General features: G+C 63.1%; 18 protein-coding genes. 10 read left to right on the top strand and 8 right to left on the bottom strand.

Going from position 1 to position 19192, the window contains the following annotated elements; translation table 11 throughout:
• Positions 1–159 precede the first annotated feature (159 nt).
• From O4H53_RS10005 to O4H53_RS09990, 4 genes are all read right to left on the bottom strand, one after another.
• Positions 160–1338, bottom strand: coding sequence for a TIGR03862 family flavoprotein (locus tag O4H53_RS10005; protein ID WP_269363434.1), 1179 nt, complete (start codon positions 1336–1338; stop codon positions 160–162).
• Positions 1335–2666 carry a mechanosensitive ion channel family protein gene (locus O4H53_RS10000; protein WP_269363432.1) on the bottom strand — a complete coding sequence of 444 codons (1332 nt, stop codon included), beginning with the start codon at positions 2664–2666 and terminating at the stop codon, positions 1335–1337. The genes O4H53_RS10005 and O4H53_RS10000 overlap by 4 nt, the downstream gene beginning before the upstream one ends.
• Positions 2667–2807: 141 nt before the next feature.
• Entirely contained in the window at positions 2808–3422 is a 615-nt protein-coding gene (locus O4H53_RS09995; RefSeq protein WP_269363431.1) for an enoyl-CoA hydratase/isomerase family protein, read from the bottom strand.
• Positions 3419–4168 (bottom strand): SDR family oxidoreductase, encoded by a 750-nt coding sequence (locus O4H53_RS09990; protein WP_114276090.1) that lies wholly within the window; start codon positions 4166–4168, stop codon positions 3419–3421. The genes O4H53_RS09995 and O4H53_RS09990 overlap by 4 nt, the downstream gene beginning before the upstream one ends.
• A 149-nt stretch (positions 4169–4317) precedes the next feature.
• Between O4H53_RS09990 and O4H53_RS09985 the strand changes: the two genes are divergently transcribed.
• The 7 genes from O4H53_RS09985 (at position 4318) to lpxK (ending at position 11896) form a co-directional block, all read left to right on the top strand.
• Positions 4318–5844 (top strand): hypothetical protein, encoded by a 1527-nt coding sequence (locus O4H53_RS09985; protein WP_269363429.1) that lies wholly within the window; start codon positions 4318–4320, stop codon positions 5842–5844.
• A gap of 265 nt (positions 5845–6109) precedes the next feature.
• Positions 6110–6985, top strand: coding sequence for an alpha/beta fold hydrolase (locus O4H53_RS09980; RefSeq protein ID WP_269363427.1), 876 nt, complete (start codon positions 6110–6112; stop codon positions 6983–6985).
• 284 nt (positions 6986–7269) lie between these two features.
• Entirely contained in the window at positions 7270–8616 is a 1347-nt protein-coding gene (locus O4H53_RS09975; protein ID WP_269363425.1) for a TldD/PmbA family protein, read from the top strand.
• The gene (locus tag O4H53_RS09970; RefSeq protein ID WP_269363424.1) at positions 8603–9379 is read left to right on the top strand and encodes a 3'(2'),5'-bisphosphate nucleotidase CysQ; all 777 of its coding nucleotides are present in this window, start codon (positions 8603–8605) and stop codon (positions 9377–9379) included. Before O4H53_RS09975 ends, O4H53_RS09970 begins: the two co-directional genes overlap by 14 nt.
• A gap of 51 nt (positions 9380–9430) precedes the next feature.
• Positions 9431–9673 carry a DUF4170 domain-containing protein gene (locus tag O4H53_RS09965; RefSeq protein ID WP_269363422.1) on the top strand — a complete coding sequence of 81 codons (243 nt, stop codon included), beginning with the start codon at positions 9431–9433 and terminating at the stop codon, positions 9671–9673.
• Positions 9674–9680: 7 nt separating this feature from the next.
• Positions 9681–10907, top strand: coding sequence for a 3-deoxy-D-manno-octulosonic acid transferase (locus O4H53_RS09960; RefSeq protein WP_269363420.1), 1227 nt, complete (start codon positions 9681–9683; stop codon positions 10905–10907).
• On the top strand, positions 10907–11896 hold the full coding sequence (lpxK, locus tag O4H53_RS09955; protein WP_269363419.1) for a tetraacyldisaccharide 4'-kinase: 990 nt from the start codon (positions 10907–10909) through the stop codon (positions 11894–11896). The genes O4H53_RS09960 and lpxK overlap by 1 nt, the downstream gene beginning before the upstream one ends.
• 55 nt (positions 11897–11951) lie before the next feature.
• Here lpxK and O4H53_RS09950 read toward each other — a convergent pair whose 3' ends face one another.
• Genes O4H53_RS09950 through O4H53_RS09940 form a run of 3 tightly spaced genes read right to left on the bottom strand, consistent with a single transcriptional unit; the run spans position 11952 to position 14264 of the window.
• Complete coding sequence (locus O4H53_RS09950; protein ID WP_269363417.1) at positions 11952–13064, bottom strand: CaiB/BaiF CoA transferase family protein; 1113 nt, start codon at positions 13062–13064, stop codon at positions 11952–11954.
• Positions 13064–13735 carry a DsbA family protein gene (locus O4H53_RS09945; RefSeq protein ID WP_269363416.1) on the bottom strand — a complete coding sequence of 224 codons (672 nt, stop codon included), beginning with the start codon at positions 13733–13735 and terminating at the stop codon, positions 13064–13066. Before O4H53_RS09945 ends, O4H53_RS09950 begins: the two co-directional genes overlap by 1 nt.
• Positions 13736–13757: 22 nt before the next feature.
• On the bottom strand, positions 13758–14264 hold the full coding sequence (locus tag O4H53_RS09940; RefSeq protein WP_269363414.1) for a DUF721 domain-containing protein: 507 nt from the start codon (positions 14262–14264) through the stop codon (positions 13758–13760).
• 83 nt (positions 14265–14347) lie between these two features.
• Here O4H53_RS09940 and mutY point away from each other — a divergent pair, with 83 nt between their 5' ends.
• The 3 genes from mutY (at position 14348) to O4H53_RS09925 (ending at position 17895) form a co-directional block, all read left to right on the top strand.
• A complete protein-coding gene (gene mutY, locus O4H53_RS09935; protein WP_269363413.1) occupies positions 14348–15433 on the top strand; it encodes an A/G-specific adenine glycosylase in 1086 nt (361 codons plus the stop codon).
• 309 nt (positions 15434–15742) lie between these two features.
• Positions 15743–16894, top strand: a complete 1152-nt coding sequence (locus tag O4H53_RS09930; RefSeq protein WP_269363412.1) for an alkane 1-monooxygenase — start codon at positions 15743–15745, stop codon at positions 16892–16894.
• Between the two features lie 173 nt (positions 16895–17067).
• Positions 17068–17895 (top strand): DUF1194 domain-containing protein, encoded by an 828-nt coding sequence (locus O4H53_RS09925; protein ID WP_269363410.1) that lies wholly within the window; start codon positions 17068–17070, stop codon positions 17893–17895.
• A 128-nt stretch (positions 17896–18023) separates the two neighbouring features.
• Here O4H53_RS09925 and O4H53_RS09920 read toward each other — a convergent pair whose 3' ends face one another.
• Positions 18024–19124, bottom strand: coding sequence for a site-specific DNA-methyltransferase (locus tag O4H53_RS09920; RefSeq protein ID WP_269363409.1), 1101 nt, complete (start codon positions 19122–19124; stop codon positions 18024–18026).
• Between the last annotated feature and the right edge of the window lie 68 nt (positions 19125–19192).

Genomic DNA, 19192 nt, shown 5'->3' with positions numbered 1-19192 from the left:
AAATGACATGTCTTCATTTACGGAACGTTAATGCTTTTCCATCGCGTTGCGGAAAAACGGTTCATCAACCGGGAGTGCCCATTACCATTATTGGATGGCGTTGCGGAACCGCGGCTCGATAGCCGGATGTGCGACTGCCGATTAGCGCGAGCCCCCGGATCAGACCCCGGCCCAGGTTGCGGCCTGCTGCCCGGCCCAGCGCCCGGTCGCAAGGCAGGCATTGATCAGATAGCCCCCTGTCGGCGCCTCCCAATCCAGCATTTCCCCTGCCACAAAGACACCCGGCACCGCGCGCAGCATCAGATTGTCATCCAGCGCGCCAAAACGGACGCCCCCGGCGGTCGAGATGGCCTCCGCCATCGGGCGCAGCCCGGCGTGGCTTATCGGTAGCGCCTTCAACACCCGCGCCGTGGCCCGCAGGCCATCGGGCAGGGGCCGCGCCATTTCCTGTATCAGCGCGATCTGCGCCGGTGTCAGCTTCAACACCTTCCGCAGATGATTGGCCAGGCTGGCCTTGCCGCGCGGCTTTGCCAGGCGTGTCGTGATCTCCGGCACGGAGAGATCCGGCAACAGGTCAAGCAACAGATCATGCCCTTCACGGACACCGCGGGAGACCGAATAGATCCCGCCGCCCTCCAGCCCGCGCGCCGACAGGCTCGCCTCGCCCCGCGATTGATAGGGGCCGGCGGACCATGCCCCGCCTTTGAGCGGCGCGCCGAAGTGCTTGGCCATGTGGTCAGACCAATCCACTGCCACGCCGGCATTCGCAGGGGCAAAACCCGCCAGATCGACACCACGGGCGCGCAATATGTCGGCCCATGCGCCGGTCGCGCCCAGCCGGGGCCAGCTTGCGCCCCCAAGGGCCAGCACGGTCACATCTGCCTGCAGCGTCTCGACGCCCCCGGGGGTGTCGAATGCCAGTGCCGCGCCCTGCCAGCCCTGCCAGTGCCACCGGGTGCGGGTCTGCACGCCAAGCCCGGCAAGGCGTTCCAGCCAGGCTCTGAGCAATGGCGAGGCCTTCATCGCCGTCGGAAAGACCCGGCCTGTCGATCCGGAGAACACCTCCTGGCCCAGCCCGCGCGCCCATGCCTGCACGGCGCTGGCGTCAAATGCCGCGATGATCGGGGACAATGGGGCTCGTGCCTCGGCATAGGCTTCCATGAAGGGTGTGAACGGCTCGTCCTTTGTCAGGTTCAGGCCGGATTTGCCGGCCATCAGGAACTTGCGGCCCACCGATGGCTTGGCATCGCAGAGCGTGACCGCGAGACCGGCACGTCCCAGCATCTCTGCCGCCATCAGACCAGCCGGGCCTGCCCCGATCACCACAGCGCGGCTCATGCCCCTGCCTTGGGCAAACCGCCTTTGATCTCGACCACGCGCTGGGGATAGGGAATCTCGATCTTCGCGTCCTTGAGCGCGTTCCAGATCAGGAACAGGACGTCGGAGGTGTATTTGTTCGGCCCGTCGTCCAGCCCGTTGACCCAGAACTCCACCGCGAAATCCACACCGCTGTCACCGAAGCCGCGCAGCTCGCAATCGGGCGGATAGGGTTCATCCAGCACCTCCGGATGCGTGGCCACTGCGGCCTCCACGAGGGCCGGCACCTTGTTGATGTCGGTGTCATAGCTGACAGAGAATGCCGCCTCGTATCGGTTGGCCGACCCGGAATCGGAGTAATTCGCCACACGGGTGGTGATGAAATCTTCGTTCGGCACCACGATCCAGCGGCCATCGAAGGTTTCCAGAATCGTGGCCCGGGCCATCATCTTGACGATTGTGCCTGCTTCGCCGCCGTCGAGTTCCACGAAATCACCGACTGTCGCCTGCCCCTCGACCAGCAGGATCACGCCAGAAATGAAATTCGACGCGATCTTTTGCAGGCCGAACCCCAGCCCCACACCGATGGCGCCGCCCAGAACGGCAAGGGCCCCCAGGTTGATGCCCATGATGTTCATCAGCAGCAGGAAGGCCACGGCAAAGATGGTGAATTCGACCGTCTTGATCAGCAACTGCCGGATCGACGGGCGCATCTCCTCTTTCTGGGCGATGATCTGCGTGGTCTGGGTGTTCGACCATTGCCCCAGCCAGAACAGGAAGGTCCCGGCGATGACCCCGCGCACGACGGTGATCAGCGAAAAGCGGATGTTGCCGACGCCCACGATGGTTTCGGTCAGCGCCGTGTTCACGACATCCATCAGCCCCACGGCATAAATCGCCATGATCGGCAGCAGGATAAAGCGGCCCATGGTCTTGAGCAGCGGATCGGTGATCATGTCGCGGACCAGCGCCCGCGCGGCCAGGAAGAGGAACACCCGCTTGCCAAAGGCGATGACGGCGCCGGAATCGAACAGGGATCTGACGATGCTTTCCCCGATGCCCGTCAGGGCATAGGCCAGCAGCGGTGAAAGCAACGGCAGAAAGCGCAGGACAAACCGGCGCGGCGTGGCGAAGACACCGGCACTGTCGCCAGGTTCTATCAGCCGCTGCAACGCAGGCTTCATCCGAGTCGAAATCAGCACCGCAAGCAGCCATGCGACCACAAGCAATGCGAATTGGGACCAGGCCGCCGGGCTCAACAACCAGCTGAGCGCCAGTTCCCAGCCCTGCACGGCATAGCCATAGGTCTGCTGCACGATTTCAGGTTGCGCAGAAAGGTCGAACTCCATCACCGGACCCTTGTAACAAAAAGCAAATACGCCATCCTCATGCCCGGACAGCGGCAAAGGATCAAGGATATTGCAAAGGGTCAGAACCCGCCGCATCCGGATTGGTCCGTCCGAATGCAGCGGCGTGCAGCAAAGGGGTCCTTAGCCTGAGCGGCACATCCGCTTGATCCCGGCTGCGATCTCGGGCTTGGCGGCAACCGTGTCGGCGCTCAGGTCGCGGGCATGTTCCAACAGTTCCTCAGGCGCGACGATCCGGTCGATCAGGCCAAAGGACAGTGCTTCTTCTGCCGTGATCTTTTGCCCGCCCATCAGGATCAGCTTGGTGCGCGCAGGCCCGATGAGGGCCGCCATGCGCAGCGGGTCGGACGGCTGCGGCAGGAACCCCAGCTTCATCACCGGATAGAAAAACCTGGCCTCCGGCACGGCGATGCGGATGTCGCAGGCCAGCGCCATGCCCATGGCACCGCCCGCCAGGGTGCCGTTCAGCGCCGCGATGGTCAGCCCCGGCAGGGAGGCAACCGCCCCGGACAGCCGTTCCCAGACATCGGAGGTGGCCAGCCCCGCGCGGGCAGCCTCCAGATCGGCACCGGCGCTGAAAACGCGGCCCGTGCCGGTCAGGATCACCGCCCTTGCCTCTGTTGCCGCCTCCATCACCTCTGCCAGGTCGCTGAGCATGGCATGGGTCAGCGAATTGGCCTTGTCCGGGCGGTTGATGGTGACGGTCCAGATACCGTCTGCGCGGTCGCAGAGGATCATATCAGGCCGACGGCGCGGCGGATGTCCTCGTCGCGCAGGGAAATTTCGTCTCCCTTGAACCGGTCCGCCTCCGCGCTGCACATCCACAACAGGCAGCGTGCGGGCCAGTCGGCGGGAATGTGATCTTCCCAGGCCAGCTTGCTGACCGGGTTGATGCCGGAGGCCTTGATCTCGCGCTGCATCTGGGTGGCGACAGTGCCGGGCGACAGGCCAATGGCGCGGATGCCATGTTCGGCCTCTTCCTTGTCCAGGCAGCGGTTCAGCATGTTGACCGCCGCCTTGGAGGCGCAATAGTGGCTCCAGCCTTCGATCGCGCCATGGGCGGCACCGGAAGAAATTGTCAGGATCGACCCGCCGCCCGCTTCGCGCATCGCAGGCAGCACCGCATGGATGCCGTTGAACACGCCCTTCAGGTTGATGTCGATCACCTGACCCCAACCGGCAGGATCGGCGTCGGCGAGCCGGGAAATCGGCTCGATCACGCCGGCATTGTTGATCAGCACGTCCAGACTGCCGAATGCGCTTTGGGCGGTGGCGACCGCCGAAGACATTTCACCATAGCGCGCCACGTTGCAGGGAATCGCAATCGCCTTGTCGCCGATTTCCCCCACCAGATCGCTCAGCGCGTCCTGAGAACGCGCCAGCAAGACGACATTTGCCCCTGCCTGGGCGAAAACCCGCGCAGTTTCGGCGCCGATGCCACGGCTCGCACCTGTGATCATAACTGTCTTGCCGGTCATATCCATTGGATCGCTCCTTTGATCGGGGGATGTTTTGCATAGGGTCGTTGCCCTGTGGTAAAGCTGTGAAATGCGATGGTCCACCCCTGCACGGTACTTGACCCTTCGCGCCCTTTGTCAGAGGCTCTGGCCACATTTGCGATAAGGATTTTCCCATGTTTCGTCTGAACTCCGCTTCCATTGGCCTCGCGTTGCCCGCGATGCTGTTGTCTTCTGCCGCCTGGGCCGATCTGACCCCGTCACAGGTCTGGGGCGACTGGCGCCAGTATATGGAGGGGATGGGCTACGGCATCAGCGCCTCTGAAACTGAGTCAGGTGGCAACCTGACTGTCAGCGATCTGACCCTGGACATGCCGATGCCCGATGAAGGCGCTGCTGTCACCATGACCATGGGCACCTTCGAATTCATCGCGAATGGCGATGGATCGGTGGCAATCGTGATGCCGGACAGATTGCCCATGACAATTTCCGCCACCGGCACCGATACCGACCCCGGCTTTACCATGAACCTGGACTACACCCAGTCCGACCACAGCATGACGGTCAGCGGGACGCCCGAGAACATGACCTATGCCTATGATGCGGGCACCATCGGCCTGAAGCTGACCGAGCTGATGGTGGATGACAAAAGCTATGGCGAAGAAAACGCCAAGATCGACGTCGTTGCGACCGACTTCACCAGCCGGACAACAATGGCCATCGGCGACATGCGCAGCTATGAGCAGACCGGCCAGATCGGCAGCGTCAGCTATGACCTGTTTGTGCACAACCCCGAACAGACCGGCCAGCTTGCCATGGTCGGCAGCATGTCCGAACTGACCCTTGAGGGGGGTGGGCTGATCCCGCTCGACAACCTGAATGCGGCAGATATGGCGGCAATGATCGCGGCGGGCTTTGATATGTCGGGCTCCATCACCTATGGCGCCGGCAACACCGACATCAATTTCCAGGATGAAACCGAAGGCGATTTCGCCGCCACCACATCCTCGCAGGGCGGCGATCTGAGCGTTGAGATGGGCCCGGGCGGCATTGCCTATGCCGGGTCCCAGAAAGACACCAAGATGAACATCAAGGTGGCCGATCTGCCGTTCCCGATCGACCTGAGCATGGCGCGTTCCGGTTTCAAGCTGCAAGCGCCCGTGGTCAAATCCGACGACCCGCAGGATTTTGCCTTTGGGATTACGCTGGGCGATTTCGTCATGTCCGACATGATCTGGGGCATCTTCGACCCCACCGGCCAATTGCCGCGTGACCCGGCAACCATCGAGCTGGATCTGAGCGGTCAGGCCAAGCTGCTGGTCAACTACATGGACCCGGAAGCCGCGGCAAACCTTGCGGGCCCTCCGGGCGAGGTCAACGCGCTGACGGTGAACACGCTGGTGGTGGATGCCGCCGGTGCGCGTCTCGAAGGTCAGGGCGACGTGACCTTCGACAACACGGATCAGACCACATTCCCCGGCATGCCGAAGCCTGTGGGCGCCGTTGACCTGTCGCTTGTCGGCGGCAACGGCCTGTTGGACAAGCTGGTCGGGATGGGCATGCTGCCGGAAGAACAGGCGATGGGCGCACGGATGATGATGGGCCTCTTCGCAGTGCCCGGCACCGAACCGGATACCCTGAGCTCGAAGATCGAATTCACCGAAGATGGCCAGGTCTTGGCCAATGGGCAGCGTATCAAGTAAGCTGCGCGCTTCGAATGGACGAAGAGGCGCGGCGCTGTCCGCGCCTCTTTTCATTTGCTATGTGCCCCGGGGCGGCGCATGCCGCGCAATTCTGGCTCTTGCTGGCGAATTTTCTGAATCCTGACAGGAGGCCGTGCCAGGCAATCCTGGCCCAACTGTCAGGCGTTTGCGATCCAGAGAGGACCTTCGACGCAGGGCGCGCAAGTTCCTGCTGGCAGACGAAGTTGCCGTTCGGAAAGTTCAGGCACATATGCTATTGTCCTGCATGCTTGACCTCAATGACACCACTATGATCGAGGTGAACGGAACCAGCCTCGCCACATTCCAACAAGGTCGCGGCGACCCTGTCACGCTTGTCCACGGTGGTGTATCGGACCTCCGAAGCTGGACCGGTCAGATGTCCGCATTGTCGAGGGATTTCCGGGTTCTCTGCTATAGTCGCCGGTTTCACGCACCGAACGCCCCCATTCCGCCAGACCAGCCGGATACGTTCCAAACCCATGTGGACGATCTGGCCGCGCTGATCGACCACCTTGGGACGGCCCCAACCCATATTGTGGCGCATTCGTGGGGCGGGCTGATTGCACTCGTCCTGGCGACGCAACGCCCCGAGATGTGTCGAAGCCTGGTTCTGATCGAAGCACCGAGCGTAACCGTTCATCTGGAAATCCCGCCAAAGCCGCTGCAATTGCTCAAGCTGTTCCTTTCGAACCCGAAACTTGCCTTTGCGATCGCGAAACTGGGTGCAGGGACATTTGGGCCAGCGGAAAAGGCATTTCGAAAGGGGGACGACAAAGCCGCCATTGCACATTTTGGCCGGGGCGTTTTGGGGGATCGGGCCTTTGACGGCCTCTCAGAAGAGCGCTACCAGCAGGTCTGGGACAATCGGGGACCGGACAGAGCGCAGGCTTTATATCATGGCTTTCCCGATTTGCGTAACGTTCCACTCTCACGTGTCACGATGCCCGTCCTGTTGCTTAGCGGAAACTCAAGCCCGGTTGTTTTTCGGCGGTTGAATGATGCTTTGGCTGACAGGCTGCCCAATGCGATCCATCGCATAATACCCAATGCGTCGCATATCGTTCAGGAGGATGCCCCTGATGAAGTAAATGCCCAGATAGCAGGATTCCTGAAAACGTAGGTTGGACCCGATCCCGCCATTCTCTGCATTCTCACGACTGACCGCTTGTCTCCTGCCGCGTCCTTCGGACATAGCGCCACACGCCGGGGCTGCGATGTGACGCAAAGTCGGCTTTGCCTGGCATCTGACGCCCCGGGGGCAAAGCGCAGCTTTGTTCAATTCATGGACAACAAGGGCCGCCAACCCGGCCATTCCCGCGCCCGGAGCGCCCAATCGGGGCGCTGCTCTTGCCCTTATGGCCATAGGCGATTACCTCTGCGCCAACCCCGATTGGAGCCTGCCTCATGTCCCAGCCCCTCGATTCGCTGACCAAATCCCTGTTGCTTGCCGCCGGCAAGGCAGGCGCGGATGCGGCAGATGCAAAGGCTGTCCGCGCGACCTCGGTCTCTGTCGACGTGCGCGGCGGCATGCTGGAACAGGCCGAGCGGGCAGAAGGCACCGACATCGGGCTGCGTGTTTTTGTGGGGAAACGATCCGCGACGGTTTCGGCCTCGGACACATCCGAACGCACGATTGAGGAAATGGCGGTCCGCGCGGTTGCCATGGCCCGCGAGGCTCCCGAAGACCCCTATGCCGGGCTGGCCGAGCCAGAGCAGCTTGCGCAGCATTGGGACGCCGAAGCCCTGCAACTGGTCGATCCGGCGGAGGAACCCTCGCCCGAGACCCTGCAGGAGGATGCCGCCGCGACCGAAGCCGCGGCACTGGCCGTCAAGGGCGTCAGCCAGGTGCAATCCGCCAGCGCCGGGTACAGCAGGCAGCAGATCTTTCTGGCCACGACAAACGGTTTCGAAGGCGGCTTTGGCCGCACCAACCGCGGGCTGTCCTGTGTTGCCATCGCGGGCAGCGGCAGCGGGATGGAACGAGACTACGATGGCGACAACCGCATCTTCCAATCGGATCTGCGGGATGCCGCCGACATTGGCCAGACCGCCGCACAGCGCGCCCTTGCCCGGCTTGATGCGCGCAAGCCGCCCACCGGGACCTATCCTGTCCTGTTCGACGAACGCGTCGCATCCTCCCTGATCGGCCACCTGCTGGGTGCGGTGAACGGCAATGCCATTGCGCGCGGTGCGTCCTATCTGCGGCATGCGCTGGGCGAGGCCATCCTGCCCGACCACCTGTCGCTGATCGAAGACCCGCACCGCCCCCGCGTCGGCGGATCGCGCCCCTTCGACGGTGAAGGATTGCCGACACAGCGCCGCATGATCGTCGAGAACGGCGTGCTCATGGGCTGGACCCTCGATCTGGCCACGGCGCGCAAACTGGGCATGGCGCCGACCGGCAACGCGGCACGCGGCACTTCTTCGGGTCCCTCCCCCACCACCTGGAATATCGCCCTGACCCAGGGCGCGGTCAGCCGGGACGACCTGATCCGCGAGATGGGGACCGGTCTGCTTGTCACCTCGATGATCGGATCGACGATCAACCCCAACACCGGGGATTATTCGCGCGGGGCCAGTGGCCTGTGGGTCGAGAACGGTGAGATCACCCATGCGATCAACGAATGCACCATCGCGGGCAACCTGCGGGACATGCTGCGTGCGATGATCCCTGCCAATGACGGGCGTCCGCACCTGAGCCGGGTCGTGCCGTCATTGCTGGTGCCGGGGATGACCCTTGCCGGCGCGTGATCTGCCCCTTCTGATCGACGCGGCGCGCATTGCCGGCCGGGTCGCCACCAGCTTTGTCGGCAAGACGGCGCGGCGGTGGGACAAACCCGGCGATGCGGGCCCCGTGACCGAGGCCGACCTGGCGGTGAACGATGTGCTGCAGACCACATTGCGGCTTGCCCGGCCCGATTACGGCTGGCTGTCGGAGGAAACCGAAGACACCACCGAAAGACTGGGCAAGGACAGGGTGTTCATCATCGACCCGATCGACGGCACCCGCAGCTTTGTCGAAGGGTCGAACACCTGGGCGCATTCGCTGGCTGTGGCAGAGGCGGGGGTGATCACCGCGGCAGTTGTGTTCCTGCCGATGCGGGACAAGCTCTATGCCGCGGCAAAGGGCGAGGGGGCGACCCTGAACGGCAAGGACCTGCGGGCCGCGCATCAGCCCGACCTGTCGCAGACCACCGTACTGGCCGCGAAACCCGCCTTGATGGACCACTACTGGAAATCCCGCAGCGCCCCGACCTTCAAACGCAGCTACCGGCCTTCGCTGGCCTACCGCCTTGCGCTGGTGGGACAGGGCCGTTTCGATGCGATGATCACCCTGCGCCGCAGCTGGGAATGGGACATCGCAGCCGGCGCCCTGATCGTGACGGAGGCAGGCGGCACCTGTTCCGATCAGACGGGCCGGCCGCTGGTCTTCAACAATGCCGATCCCCGGCTGAACGGGGTGGTGGCCGGGGGCGCACCCGCCCAGGCCGCGCTGATCGCTGCACTTGCCTGAAACGTTTCTTCTGGTACGACAGGGATACTCCCAAGTGACAAAGGAAATTCCATGACACAACGCTTGCACCTCGTTTTCGGCGGTGAACTGGTCAATCCCACGGAAACCGCGTTCAAGAACGTCGATGACATCCATATCGTTGGCATTTTCCCCAATTATGCCACTGCATTCGACGCCTGGAAGAACGAGGCACAACGCACGGTGGACAATGCCCATATGCGCTATTTCATCGCGCATCTGCACCGCCTGCGGGACGAGGAAGCCCCTGCCTCACCCACCGAAGAGCTGGGCTGAACCGGCCATGGCGCGGTCGCTGGGGCTCGCGGCATATCGCGCCATGATCCGGCACGGGACGGCGGATGTGGTCCCGCCCTCCGGGCCGCGGCCCCCCGGTGAACTGGTTTGGATTCACGCCGCTGAATCCGGGAACCTGCTGGCGGTGCAGGACCTTGCCCTGCGGCTTTGCGCGGTGCGGACCGGGTTGAACGTGCTGATCACCCTGCCGGAGGGCGCGGATGTTACCGCGCTGGCCAAAACAGACAACAACGTGATCGTCCAGCCTGTGCCCGGCGAACACCAGTCGACGGTCAAGGCATTTCACGATCACTGGAAACCCGATTGCTGCATCTGGGTCTGGGGCGCGCTGCGGCCCAACCTTGTGCTGGAAACCGGCGCCCGGCAGTGCGCCATGTTCCTGATTGACGCCGACACCCGGGGCTTTGACGGCCGCCGCGACCGCTGGCTTTCCGATCTGACCTACCGGATGTTGTCACAGTTCGACTACGTCCTGACCCGGTCGGAACCGGGGCTGCAACGGTTGCTGCAACTCGGGCTGACGCGCCAGCAGATTGAAATCACCTCCCCGCTGCTGGCAGGCGGACAGGCCCTGCCTTGCGTGGATTCGGATCTGACGGAACTCTCTGCGGTCATCAGCGGCAGGCCGGTCTGGTTTGCCACCCAGTTGCAGGCCAGGGAATTTCCCACGATCCTTTCGGCGCACCGGCAGGCCATGCGCCTGTCGCACCGGTTGTTGCTGATCCTGCAGGCGGCAGAGCCTGGAACAACCGCCGAGGCGATCGAGCTTTCCCAGGCACGCGGCTTCGTGACCGTGAACTGGAGCGACGGCACGTTTCCCGACGAGGCAACGCAGGTCCTCGTGACCGATGACCCCGGTGACCGGGGCCTGTTCTTCCGGCTCGCACCGGTTTCCTTTCTGGGCTCCTCCCTGGTGCAGGGCGAAAGCGGCTGTGACCCCTTTGACGCGGCGGCGCTGGGGTCTTCGGTGCTCTACGGTCCCAAGGTGCGGCATTTCATGGGATCCTACACAAGGCTGGCGGCCGCAGGCGCGGCGCGCATCGTCAATGATGCCGATGCGCTCGGCACTGCCGTTTCCCGCCTGATCGCCCCGGATCAGGCCGCAACCATGGCCCATGCGGGATGGGATGTGATCAGCCAGGGTGCGGCGCTGATGGATCGGGTGACCGATCTTGTGCAGGATGCGCTTGATGATGTGGTAAGGGCGCATTGATGCGGGCACCGGCTTTCTGGCATCTTCCCCGGCCCGACTGGCGCGCACGGCTGTTGCAGCCGCTGGGCGCTCTTTACGCATTGGCCACCGCGCGCCGGTTGGCGCAGGGCGCGCGCGAACGGCTTGAGGTGCCCGTGGTCTGCGTCGGCAACATCAACGCGGGCGGCACCGGCAAGACCCCAACGGTCATGGCGGTGGTGGATCACCTGCGCAACCTGTTTCACACACCGCATATCGTGTCGCGCGGCTATGGCGGAACCCTGGAAGGGCCTGTGCAGGTCGATCCTGCGCGCCACAGCGCGGCCGAGGTCGGGGACGAACCCCTGCTGCTGTCCGCCTTTGCCGAGGTCTGGGTGGCACGGGACCGCGCTGCCGGGGCCAGGGCCGCGCAAAAGGCCGGGGCAACGGTGATCGTGCTGGATGACGGCTTCCAGAACCCGGCGCTGCATCATGACCTGGCCATCGTGGTGGTGGATGCGGAAAAAGGATTTGGCAACGGCCTGTGCCTGCCCGCGGGCCCGCTGCGCGAACCGGCGACGGCCGGTCTGGGCCGGGCTGACATCTTGCTGTCCATCGGAACAGCGGCCGCGCAGGATCGCTTTGCGGCACCGGACCTGCCACCTGCCGTGCCGCATGTGCAGGCTGTCCTTGCCCCCTTGCAGACCGGTATGAACTGGGCGGATACCACTGCCTTTGCCTTTGCCGGGATCGGCCACCCGGAGAAGTTCTTTGCCACGCTGCGGGCACTGGGCGCGACATTGGTCCATGCCGAAGCACTGGACGATCACCAGCCGCTGACCGCGGCGCTGATGACCCGGCTGGAAAGTGATGCCCGCGCACGGGGCGCGCAGCTGGTCACGACGGAAAAGGATGCCGTCAGGCTGCCGGACAGCTTCCGCAGCAAGGTGATCACCCTGCCCGTCCGCCTGCAATTCGCCGAAGACAACGCACTGTTCAAAGCGCTGGATGCGCTGCCCCGCCCCGCATGACACGGCGGAATTTTCGAAAATTCCGGTCCGATCTTTTTGAAAAGATCGGCGGGCCTCAGTTGTCCTCGCCCAGTTTCGGGGCCGGACGGTGCAGCGCCAGTTCGGCATCCGAGAAGGTGAAGGGCGAGCGCAGGCCCGGCACCCCGTCCAGTTCGATCTGCATGCCGCGCGCAACCACCTGCGGGTCGGCCATGACATCGGACAGATCGTTGATTGACCCGGCAGGCACATTGTTCGCTTCGCAGGCGGCCAGCAGGTCGTCCCGCTCGCGCAGGCGCGTTGCGCCGTTCAGGCGGCGGATCATCTCGGGCCGGTTGGCCACACGGTCGGCGTTCCTGGCATAGTCCGACGCTTCCGCCATGTCATCCAGCCCCAGCAGGCGGCACAGCCGCTGGTACTGGCCATCGTTGCCGGTGGCGATGATCAGGTGACCGTCTGAGGATTCGAAGACTTCGTAGGGGGTCAGGTTCGGGTGGGCGTTGCCCATACGCCCCGGCGGTTTGCCGGTGGTCAGGTAATTCATCGCCTGATTGCCCATGATCGCCACCGCGCAATCCAGCAGCGCCATGTCGATATGCTGCCCCCGGCCGGTCTGGCTGCGCTGATGCACGGCAGCCAGTATCGCGGTGGTTGCATAGATGCCGGTAAAGATATCGGTGATCGCCATGCCCGATTTCTGCGGCTGCCGGTCAGCTTCCCCGGTGACCGACATCAGGCCGGACATGCCCTGGATGATGAAATCGTAGCCCGCCCGGTGCGCATAGGGGCCGGTATGGCCGAAACCCGTGATCGAACAATAGATCAGCTGCGGGAATTCTTCCTTGAGACTGGCATAGTCCAGCCCGTATTTGGCCAGCCCGCCGGTCTTGAAATTCTCGATCAGGATATCGGCATCTTTCAGCAACGCCTTGACCTGCGCCACGCCCGCGTCAGTCCGGAAATCGACGGTAACGGATGCCTTGCCCCGGTTGGTGGAGTGGAAATAGCTTGCCGACTGGTCGTCATCGCGGGTGACAAAGGGCGGGCCCCACTGGCGCGTGTCATCGCCGGCAGGGCTTTCCACCTTGATCACTTCGCATCCCAGATCCGACAACGTCTGACCCGCCCAGGGCCCGGCAAGGACCCTTGCGAGTTCGATGACCCTCAGGCCGGCAAGCGGTGCGCGCATCAGCTGCCGAGCTCAGCGTCGATCAATGTCTTGAAATCGGCATAGGACATGTTCGACTGCTTGGTGCCGTTGATGATGAAGCTGGGGGTCGAGGTGATGTCATCGCCTTCGCGGTTCTCTGTTTCCCAGGCCACCAGCGTCTGCGCCTTGTCGGCATCCTGCAGGCAGGCGTTCAGCGTGTCGTTGTCCATGCCCGCCAGGCGGCCGATCTTGCGCAGCCCTTCAACAATGGTCGCAGGATCGCCGCCGCGGACCCAGTCGGACTGGCCCTTGTAGATCAGATCGGCAATGCCAAAGAACTTTGCTTCGCCGCCGCAACGCGCCATCATGGAGGCCCAGAGGCCGGGACGGTCGAAATAGACTTCGCGGTAGATGAACCTGACCTTGCCGGTGTCGATATAGTCGGCCTTGAGCTGCTTGAATGGCCCCTGATGGAAGGCCGCGCAATGCGGGCAGGTGAAAGAGGCATATTCGATGATCGTGACCGGCGCATCCGCATCGCCCATCACCATCTCGGTGATTGTGGAGGTATCGACATCCGCATCGCTCGACTGGGCATTCGCCGCGCCAACGATGGCGGTCGAACCGGGGGTTGCCGAGGTGCGGGTCAGTGCCCAGCCGCCCAGGCCCGCGACGGCGACAGCGCCCAGAATCAGATTTCTACGTTGCATGTGATATTCCTTTGTCAGCTCTTCAGCGGTTGTTCTTGTTCAATATGTTCTCACCCAGACGCGCAAGTGCCTCGCGCAATCCGTTGTCCGAAACCTGGCCCGCCGCCGCTGTCGCCTTTGCGCGCAGCGCCGGGTCTGGTGCCGCCTTCGGTCCGGGGCTTTGGTGGGCGAATGCAACCTGCCCTTCGGCAAAACCGGTTGCGGCGGTCTGGGTGACGCGCACCCGTGCGATGGCGTTGTATCCGTAGACCGCGTTCACCCTGGCGCGCAGTTTCTCTTTCTGCATCTCCAGCACGGGGGCATGGGAGCCGGTTGTCAGCAGGGTCAGCGTCGCCCCCAATCCGCCCCGGCCATAGCTGATCTCGACGGGCTGGCAGATTTCCGCAATGTCCTTGCCAACAATTTCAACCCATTGGGTCAGCAGCCGCGACTGCGCGAAGCCACGCGATTCGGAGGCCTTCCGGATCTGGCCGGACAAAAGGCTGTCGGTGCGTTTGAAACCATAGGTTCCGGTGCGGCGCGGTGGCATGGGCTTGTATCTCCGAACGTGCAGCATACCATAGCGGTCTGATGCCGTTGCGCCACCCCATCACCGCCGAGGACCTATAAACATTGCGTGAAACACCGTCCCCCGGCAACCTGCCGCACATCTTGCTGGAATGGTATGACCTCCATGCGCGGGAGATGCCTTGGCGCACCGGCCCGGCAGAGCGCAGGGCGGGCATCCGGCCTGACCCCTACCGCATCTGGCTGAGCGAAATCATGCTGCAACAAACCACCGTTGCCACGGTGCGGGACTATTTCGCGCGCTTCGTCGCGCGCTGGCCGACGGTGGCGGAGCTGGCCGCAGCACCGGATGCCGATGTGATGGGCGAATGGGCCGGACTGGGTTATTACGCCCGGGCGCGCAACCTGCTGAAGTGCGCACGGGCCGTGGTTGCGCAACACGATGGGGTCTTTCCTGCCGATCATGCGGCCTTGCTGGCCCTGCCAGGCATCGGCCCCTATACGGCGGCGGCCGTGTCGTCGATCGCCTTTGATCTGCCCCAGACCGTGCTGGACGGCAACGTGGAGCGGGTGATGGCGCGGCTTTACGACATTCACACGCCCCTGCCCGGGGCCAAACCGGTGCTGATGGAGAAAGCGGCGGCACTGACACCGCGTGACAGGCCGGGCGATTACGCGCAGGCGGTGATGGATCTGGGGGCCACGATCTGCACTCCGAAATCGCCCGCATGCGGGATCTGTCCCTGGCGCGATCCCTGCAAGGCGCGGCGCGAGGGCACCGCCCCGCTGCTGCCGATGAAAACACCGAAGAAGCCCAAGCCGGTGCGCCACGGCACGCTCTACCTAGCGCAGAGGAACGATGGGGCGTGGTTGCTGGAGACACGCCCAGACAAGGGGCTGCTGGGCGGCATGCTGGGCTGGCCCGGTTCGGACTGGCTGGACATTGCGACCGAGCGGCCAGCGGGTACGCCGCCGGTCACCGCCTGCTGGCGTGACCTGGCCGGTGAAGTGCGCCACACCTTTACCCATTTCCACCTGATCCTTTCCGTCCGGACGGCCCGCGTCGGGCCAAAGGTGCAGCCCGAACGCGGCGACTTTGTCCCAAGGCAGGACTTCCGCCCTTCCGATCTGCCGACGGTGATGCGCAAGGCGTTCGATTTGTCGCAGTCAGAGGATGTTACGGGCCTTTGACCGGCAGGCAAGCTGCGCTAGAATGGCGGAAACGAAATGCGCATCATTTCCTCCCGCGCCCGGATCGCTTGCGATCCGGTTCGCACCCGACCCCGCCCCCGTCAAACCGCAGGTTTGCCTTCGGCAAAACGGCGGGTGCGAAACTCCGACCTAGCAAGATGCTGCCCAGTATGGAAAAATGGAAGTGCTGCGCCAAATGGAGAGCCGCCCTCGGGGTCGGGCGCGAACCTGCTGTTGAGAACTGTATTCAATGAACCGAACTTTGAGTCCGGGTGACTAGGATCGGATTGCGAAAAGAGAACCGATACCATGACCATACAAGGTAAAACCTTAGCGCCAAAGGAGCTTGCCCGCGTGACGCGGGCGCTGCCGTTCTGGCTGTCGCTGGGGCTGATCCCGCTGGCCTGGATCACGGCGATCTGCGGGGGGTGGACGGTTGTCCTGCTGCCGCTGATCACATGGTATCTGTTCACGCTGCTGGATGCTGTCGTGGGGCTGAACCTGGACAACGCAGACCTCTCTGCCTCGGAAAGCGACCTGTTCTGGTATCGGCTTGTCACCCTGATCTGGGTTCCTGCACAATTCCTGACGCTGTTCGGACTGATCTGGTACGTCCCGCAGGCCGAGCACCTTGGCACCTTCGAACGCTTCATGGTCTTTTTCGGGGTCGGTGTTATCACCGGCACCATAGGGATCAACTATGCCCATGAGCTGATGCACCAGCGGAACCGGCTGGAGCGGTTTCTGGCAGATGCGCTTCTGGCGATGGTGCTTTATTCGCATTTCCGGTCCGAACACCTGCTGGTGCACCACCGCTATGTGGCAACACCGCGCGATACGGTGACGGCGCGATACAACGAAGGGTTCCACCGCTTCTATCCCCGTGTGCTGCGTGAATCGCTGATCTCGGCCTTTGCGGCAGAAAAGGCGATGCTGGCGCGCAAGTCCCTGCCCTGGACCGACCTTTCCAACCCGTTCTTCAAATACTGGGGGTTTCAGGCCGCGCTGCTGGCGCTGGCCCTGTTGCTGGGCGGCTGGTCCGGGCAGGTGCTGTTCCTGGTGCAGGCGGGGGTGGCGATCTGGCAGTTGGAACTGGTCAATTACATTGAGCACTACGGGCTGACCCGCAAGCACCTGGGCGACGGCAGATATGAACATGTCCAGCCGCGCCACTCCTGGAACGCGGCGCATAGGGCATCGAACTGGCTGCTGATCAATCTGCAGCGTCATTCCGACCACCATTACAAACCCGACAGGCGGTTCCCCGTCCTGCAGAACTATGGCCCTGATGAAGCACCGCAACTGCCCCATGGCTATCCGGTGATGACGCTGGCGGCGATGATCCCGCCACTTTGGCGGCGCATCATGAACCCGAGGGTCCGCAAATGGCGGGCAATGTATTATCCCGAGATCACCGACTGGGCGCCCTACAACAGGCACAGCACACCCGAACCGCGCTGAGCCCGCATGAAATGACCGTGATGTCAGGCAAGGGGCAATTTACACAGGCAGGGTGACTTCCTAACGTTTCGGGATAAATCTGAATCACTTGTTCGCTGCCTCTCCCTTCGGTCGAACGCGAAAAGTGATGTGGGATGTTTCAAGTTTATCCCGAAACGATTTAACGTTTCGGAATGCTCTGTCGCCTTCGCCTGATTCCCGGCCTGCTGGCCCTGGTTCTTGCCTGCATGTCGGGCGGCTTTCGCACCGCAGTTGCCCAGACGCAGGTGGTTGAAGTGGACCTTGAACTGGTCCTGCTGGTCGATGTCTCCCGCTCCATGTCCCAGGCGGAACTTGAGCTGCAACGCCGGGGCTATGCCGCGGCGCTCGGGTCTTCCGAAGTCTTTGCGGCGGTGCAGTCCGGCCTGCTTCAGAACGTCGCCCTGACCTATGTGCAATGGGCCGGAACGCAGCAGGTCGTGGTGGATTGGCGTGTTGTCACCTCGCGCGCCGATCTGGCCGATTTCGCGCGGCGGCTGACCGCCAAACTTGATCCCGGCCTGCGCCGCACCTCGATCTCGGGCGCGCTGCAATTCGGCGCGGAGCTGATCGAGACCAACGCCTATGCCGGTCTGCGCCGGGTGATCGACATTTCCGGGGATGGCCCCAACAACCTTGGCGGCCCGGTGGCCCTTGCCCGGGATGCGGTTCTTGCGCGGGGCATCACCATCAACGGGCTGCCGCTGATGACCAGCGACGGCGCCTATTCGCAGTTCGACCTGCCGCAGCTCGACATCTATTACCAGACCTGCGTCATCGGGGGGCCGGGTGCCTTTGTCATCCCGGTCACCGACTGGCCCGATTTTGCGGATGCGGTGAAACGCAAACTGGTGTTGGAAATCGCGGGACTGTCCCCGGCGGCACGGGTGATCCCGGCACAGGCCCGGAATCCGCGCGATTGCCAGGTCGGTGAAAAGATCTGGCGCGATTTTTCCGATGGGCAGGGTGGTTTTCTGCCATGATGCGGGCGTGCGCCGTCAAACAAAAAAGGCCCCGCCACAAGGGCGGGGCTAAGGTGAGTGCCCTTATAGGCGGACCTTCATCTGGAAGGCCGCAGGCACCGGCGGTGTTCGGATAAGGTGAAGGTGTTTCAGTTCGCCATTTCGGAGCGGATCTGTTGGCGCAAGACGTCGATCGGCACGGTCTTGCCCTCGCGCTTGAAGCACCAGTAGGTCCAGCCGTTACAGCTTGGCGCGCCCTCAAGATGCGCTCCGACCTGGTGGATAGAACCTTTGATGTCATCGCCGATCAGCGTGCCATCGGCGCGCACCTTGGCCTTGTGACGGTTGTTCATGGAATAGAGGTTCTCGCCCGGGCGCAGCATCCCCCGCTCGACCAACTGGCCAAAGGGCACACGGGGCTCGGCGCGTTTGGAGGTTGTGGTCTGCAGCGCGTCGCGATCGAAGCGGCGTACATTGGCGATGCGTTTGCCGGCCACCTTGCGATAGGATTCCTCGCGCTCGATGCCGATGAAATCGCGGCCCAGCATCTTGGCAACCGCACCCGTGGTCCCGGTGCCAAAGAAGGGGTCAAGCACCACGTCGCCCGGATTGGTCGATCCGACCAGAATGCGGTGCAGCAGGCTTTCGGGCTTTTGCGTCGGATGCGCCTTGTCGCCGGCTTCGTCCTTGAGCCGCTCATGCCCGGTGCAGATCGGCAGCACCCAGTCACTGCGCATCTGGATGCCTTCGTTCAGTGCCTTCAGCGCCTCGTAGTTGAAGGTATATTTCGCATTCTCGTCCTTGCCGGCCCAGATCATCGTCTCATGGGCGTTGGTGAACCGCTTGCCCCGGAAGTTCGGCATCGGATTGGACTTGCGCCAGACCACGTCATTGAGGATCCAGAACCCCTCATCCTGCAGCGCAGCGCCGACACGGAAAATATTGTGATAGCTGCCGATCACCCAGATCGCCCCGTTGGGTTTCAGCAGGCGGCGGGCGGCCTTCAGCCAGGCCCGGGTGAATTTGTCGTAGACGGCAAAACTGGCAAATTGATCCCATTCGTCATCGACCGCATCCACCTTGGAATTGTCGGGACGCACCAGATCGCCGCGCAATTGCAGGTTATAGGGCGGGTCCGCAAAGATCAGATCAACACTGTTCTCCGGCAGGGCGTTCATCACGTCGATGCAATCACCCGCAAGGATTTCGTTCAAGGGAAGTGCCACCGCACCCTTTGTCATGGTCTTCATCAATTCTGCCTCTGTGCCCGGTGCATTTTGCACTCGTTGGTTGAGCATCAGGATGAGTCAAAGGCGAA

Source organism: Sulfitobacter sp. G21635-S1 (assembly GCF_027213915.1).
Classification (GTDB): domain Bacteria; phylum Pseudomonadota; class Alphaproteobacteria; order Rhodobacterales; family Rhodobacteraceae; genus Sulfitobacter.
The sequence above is the reverse complement of the archived record's forward strand: the minus strand, read 5'-3'. Positions and strand labels throughout refer to the sequence as shown.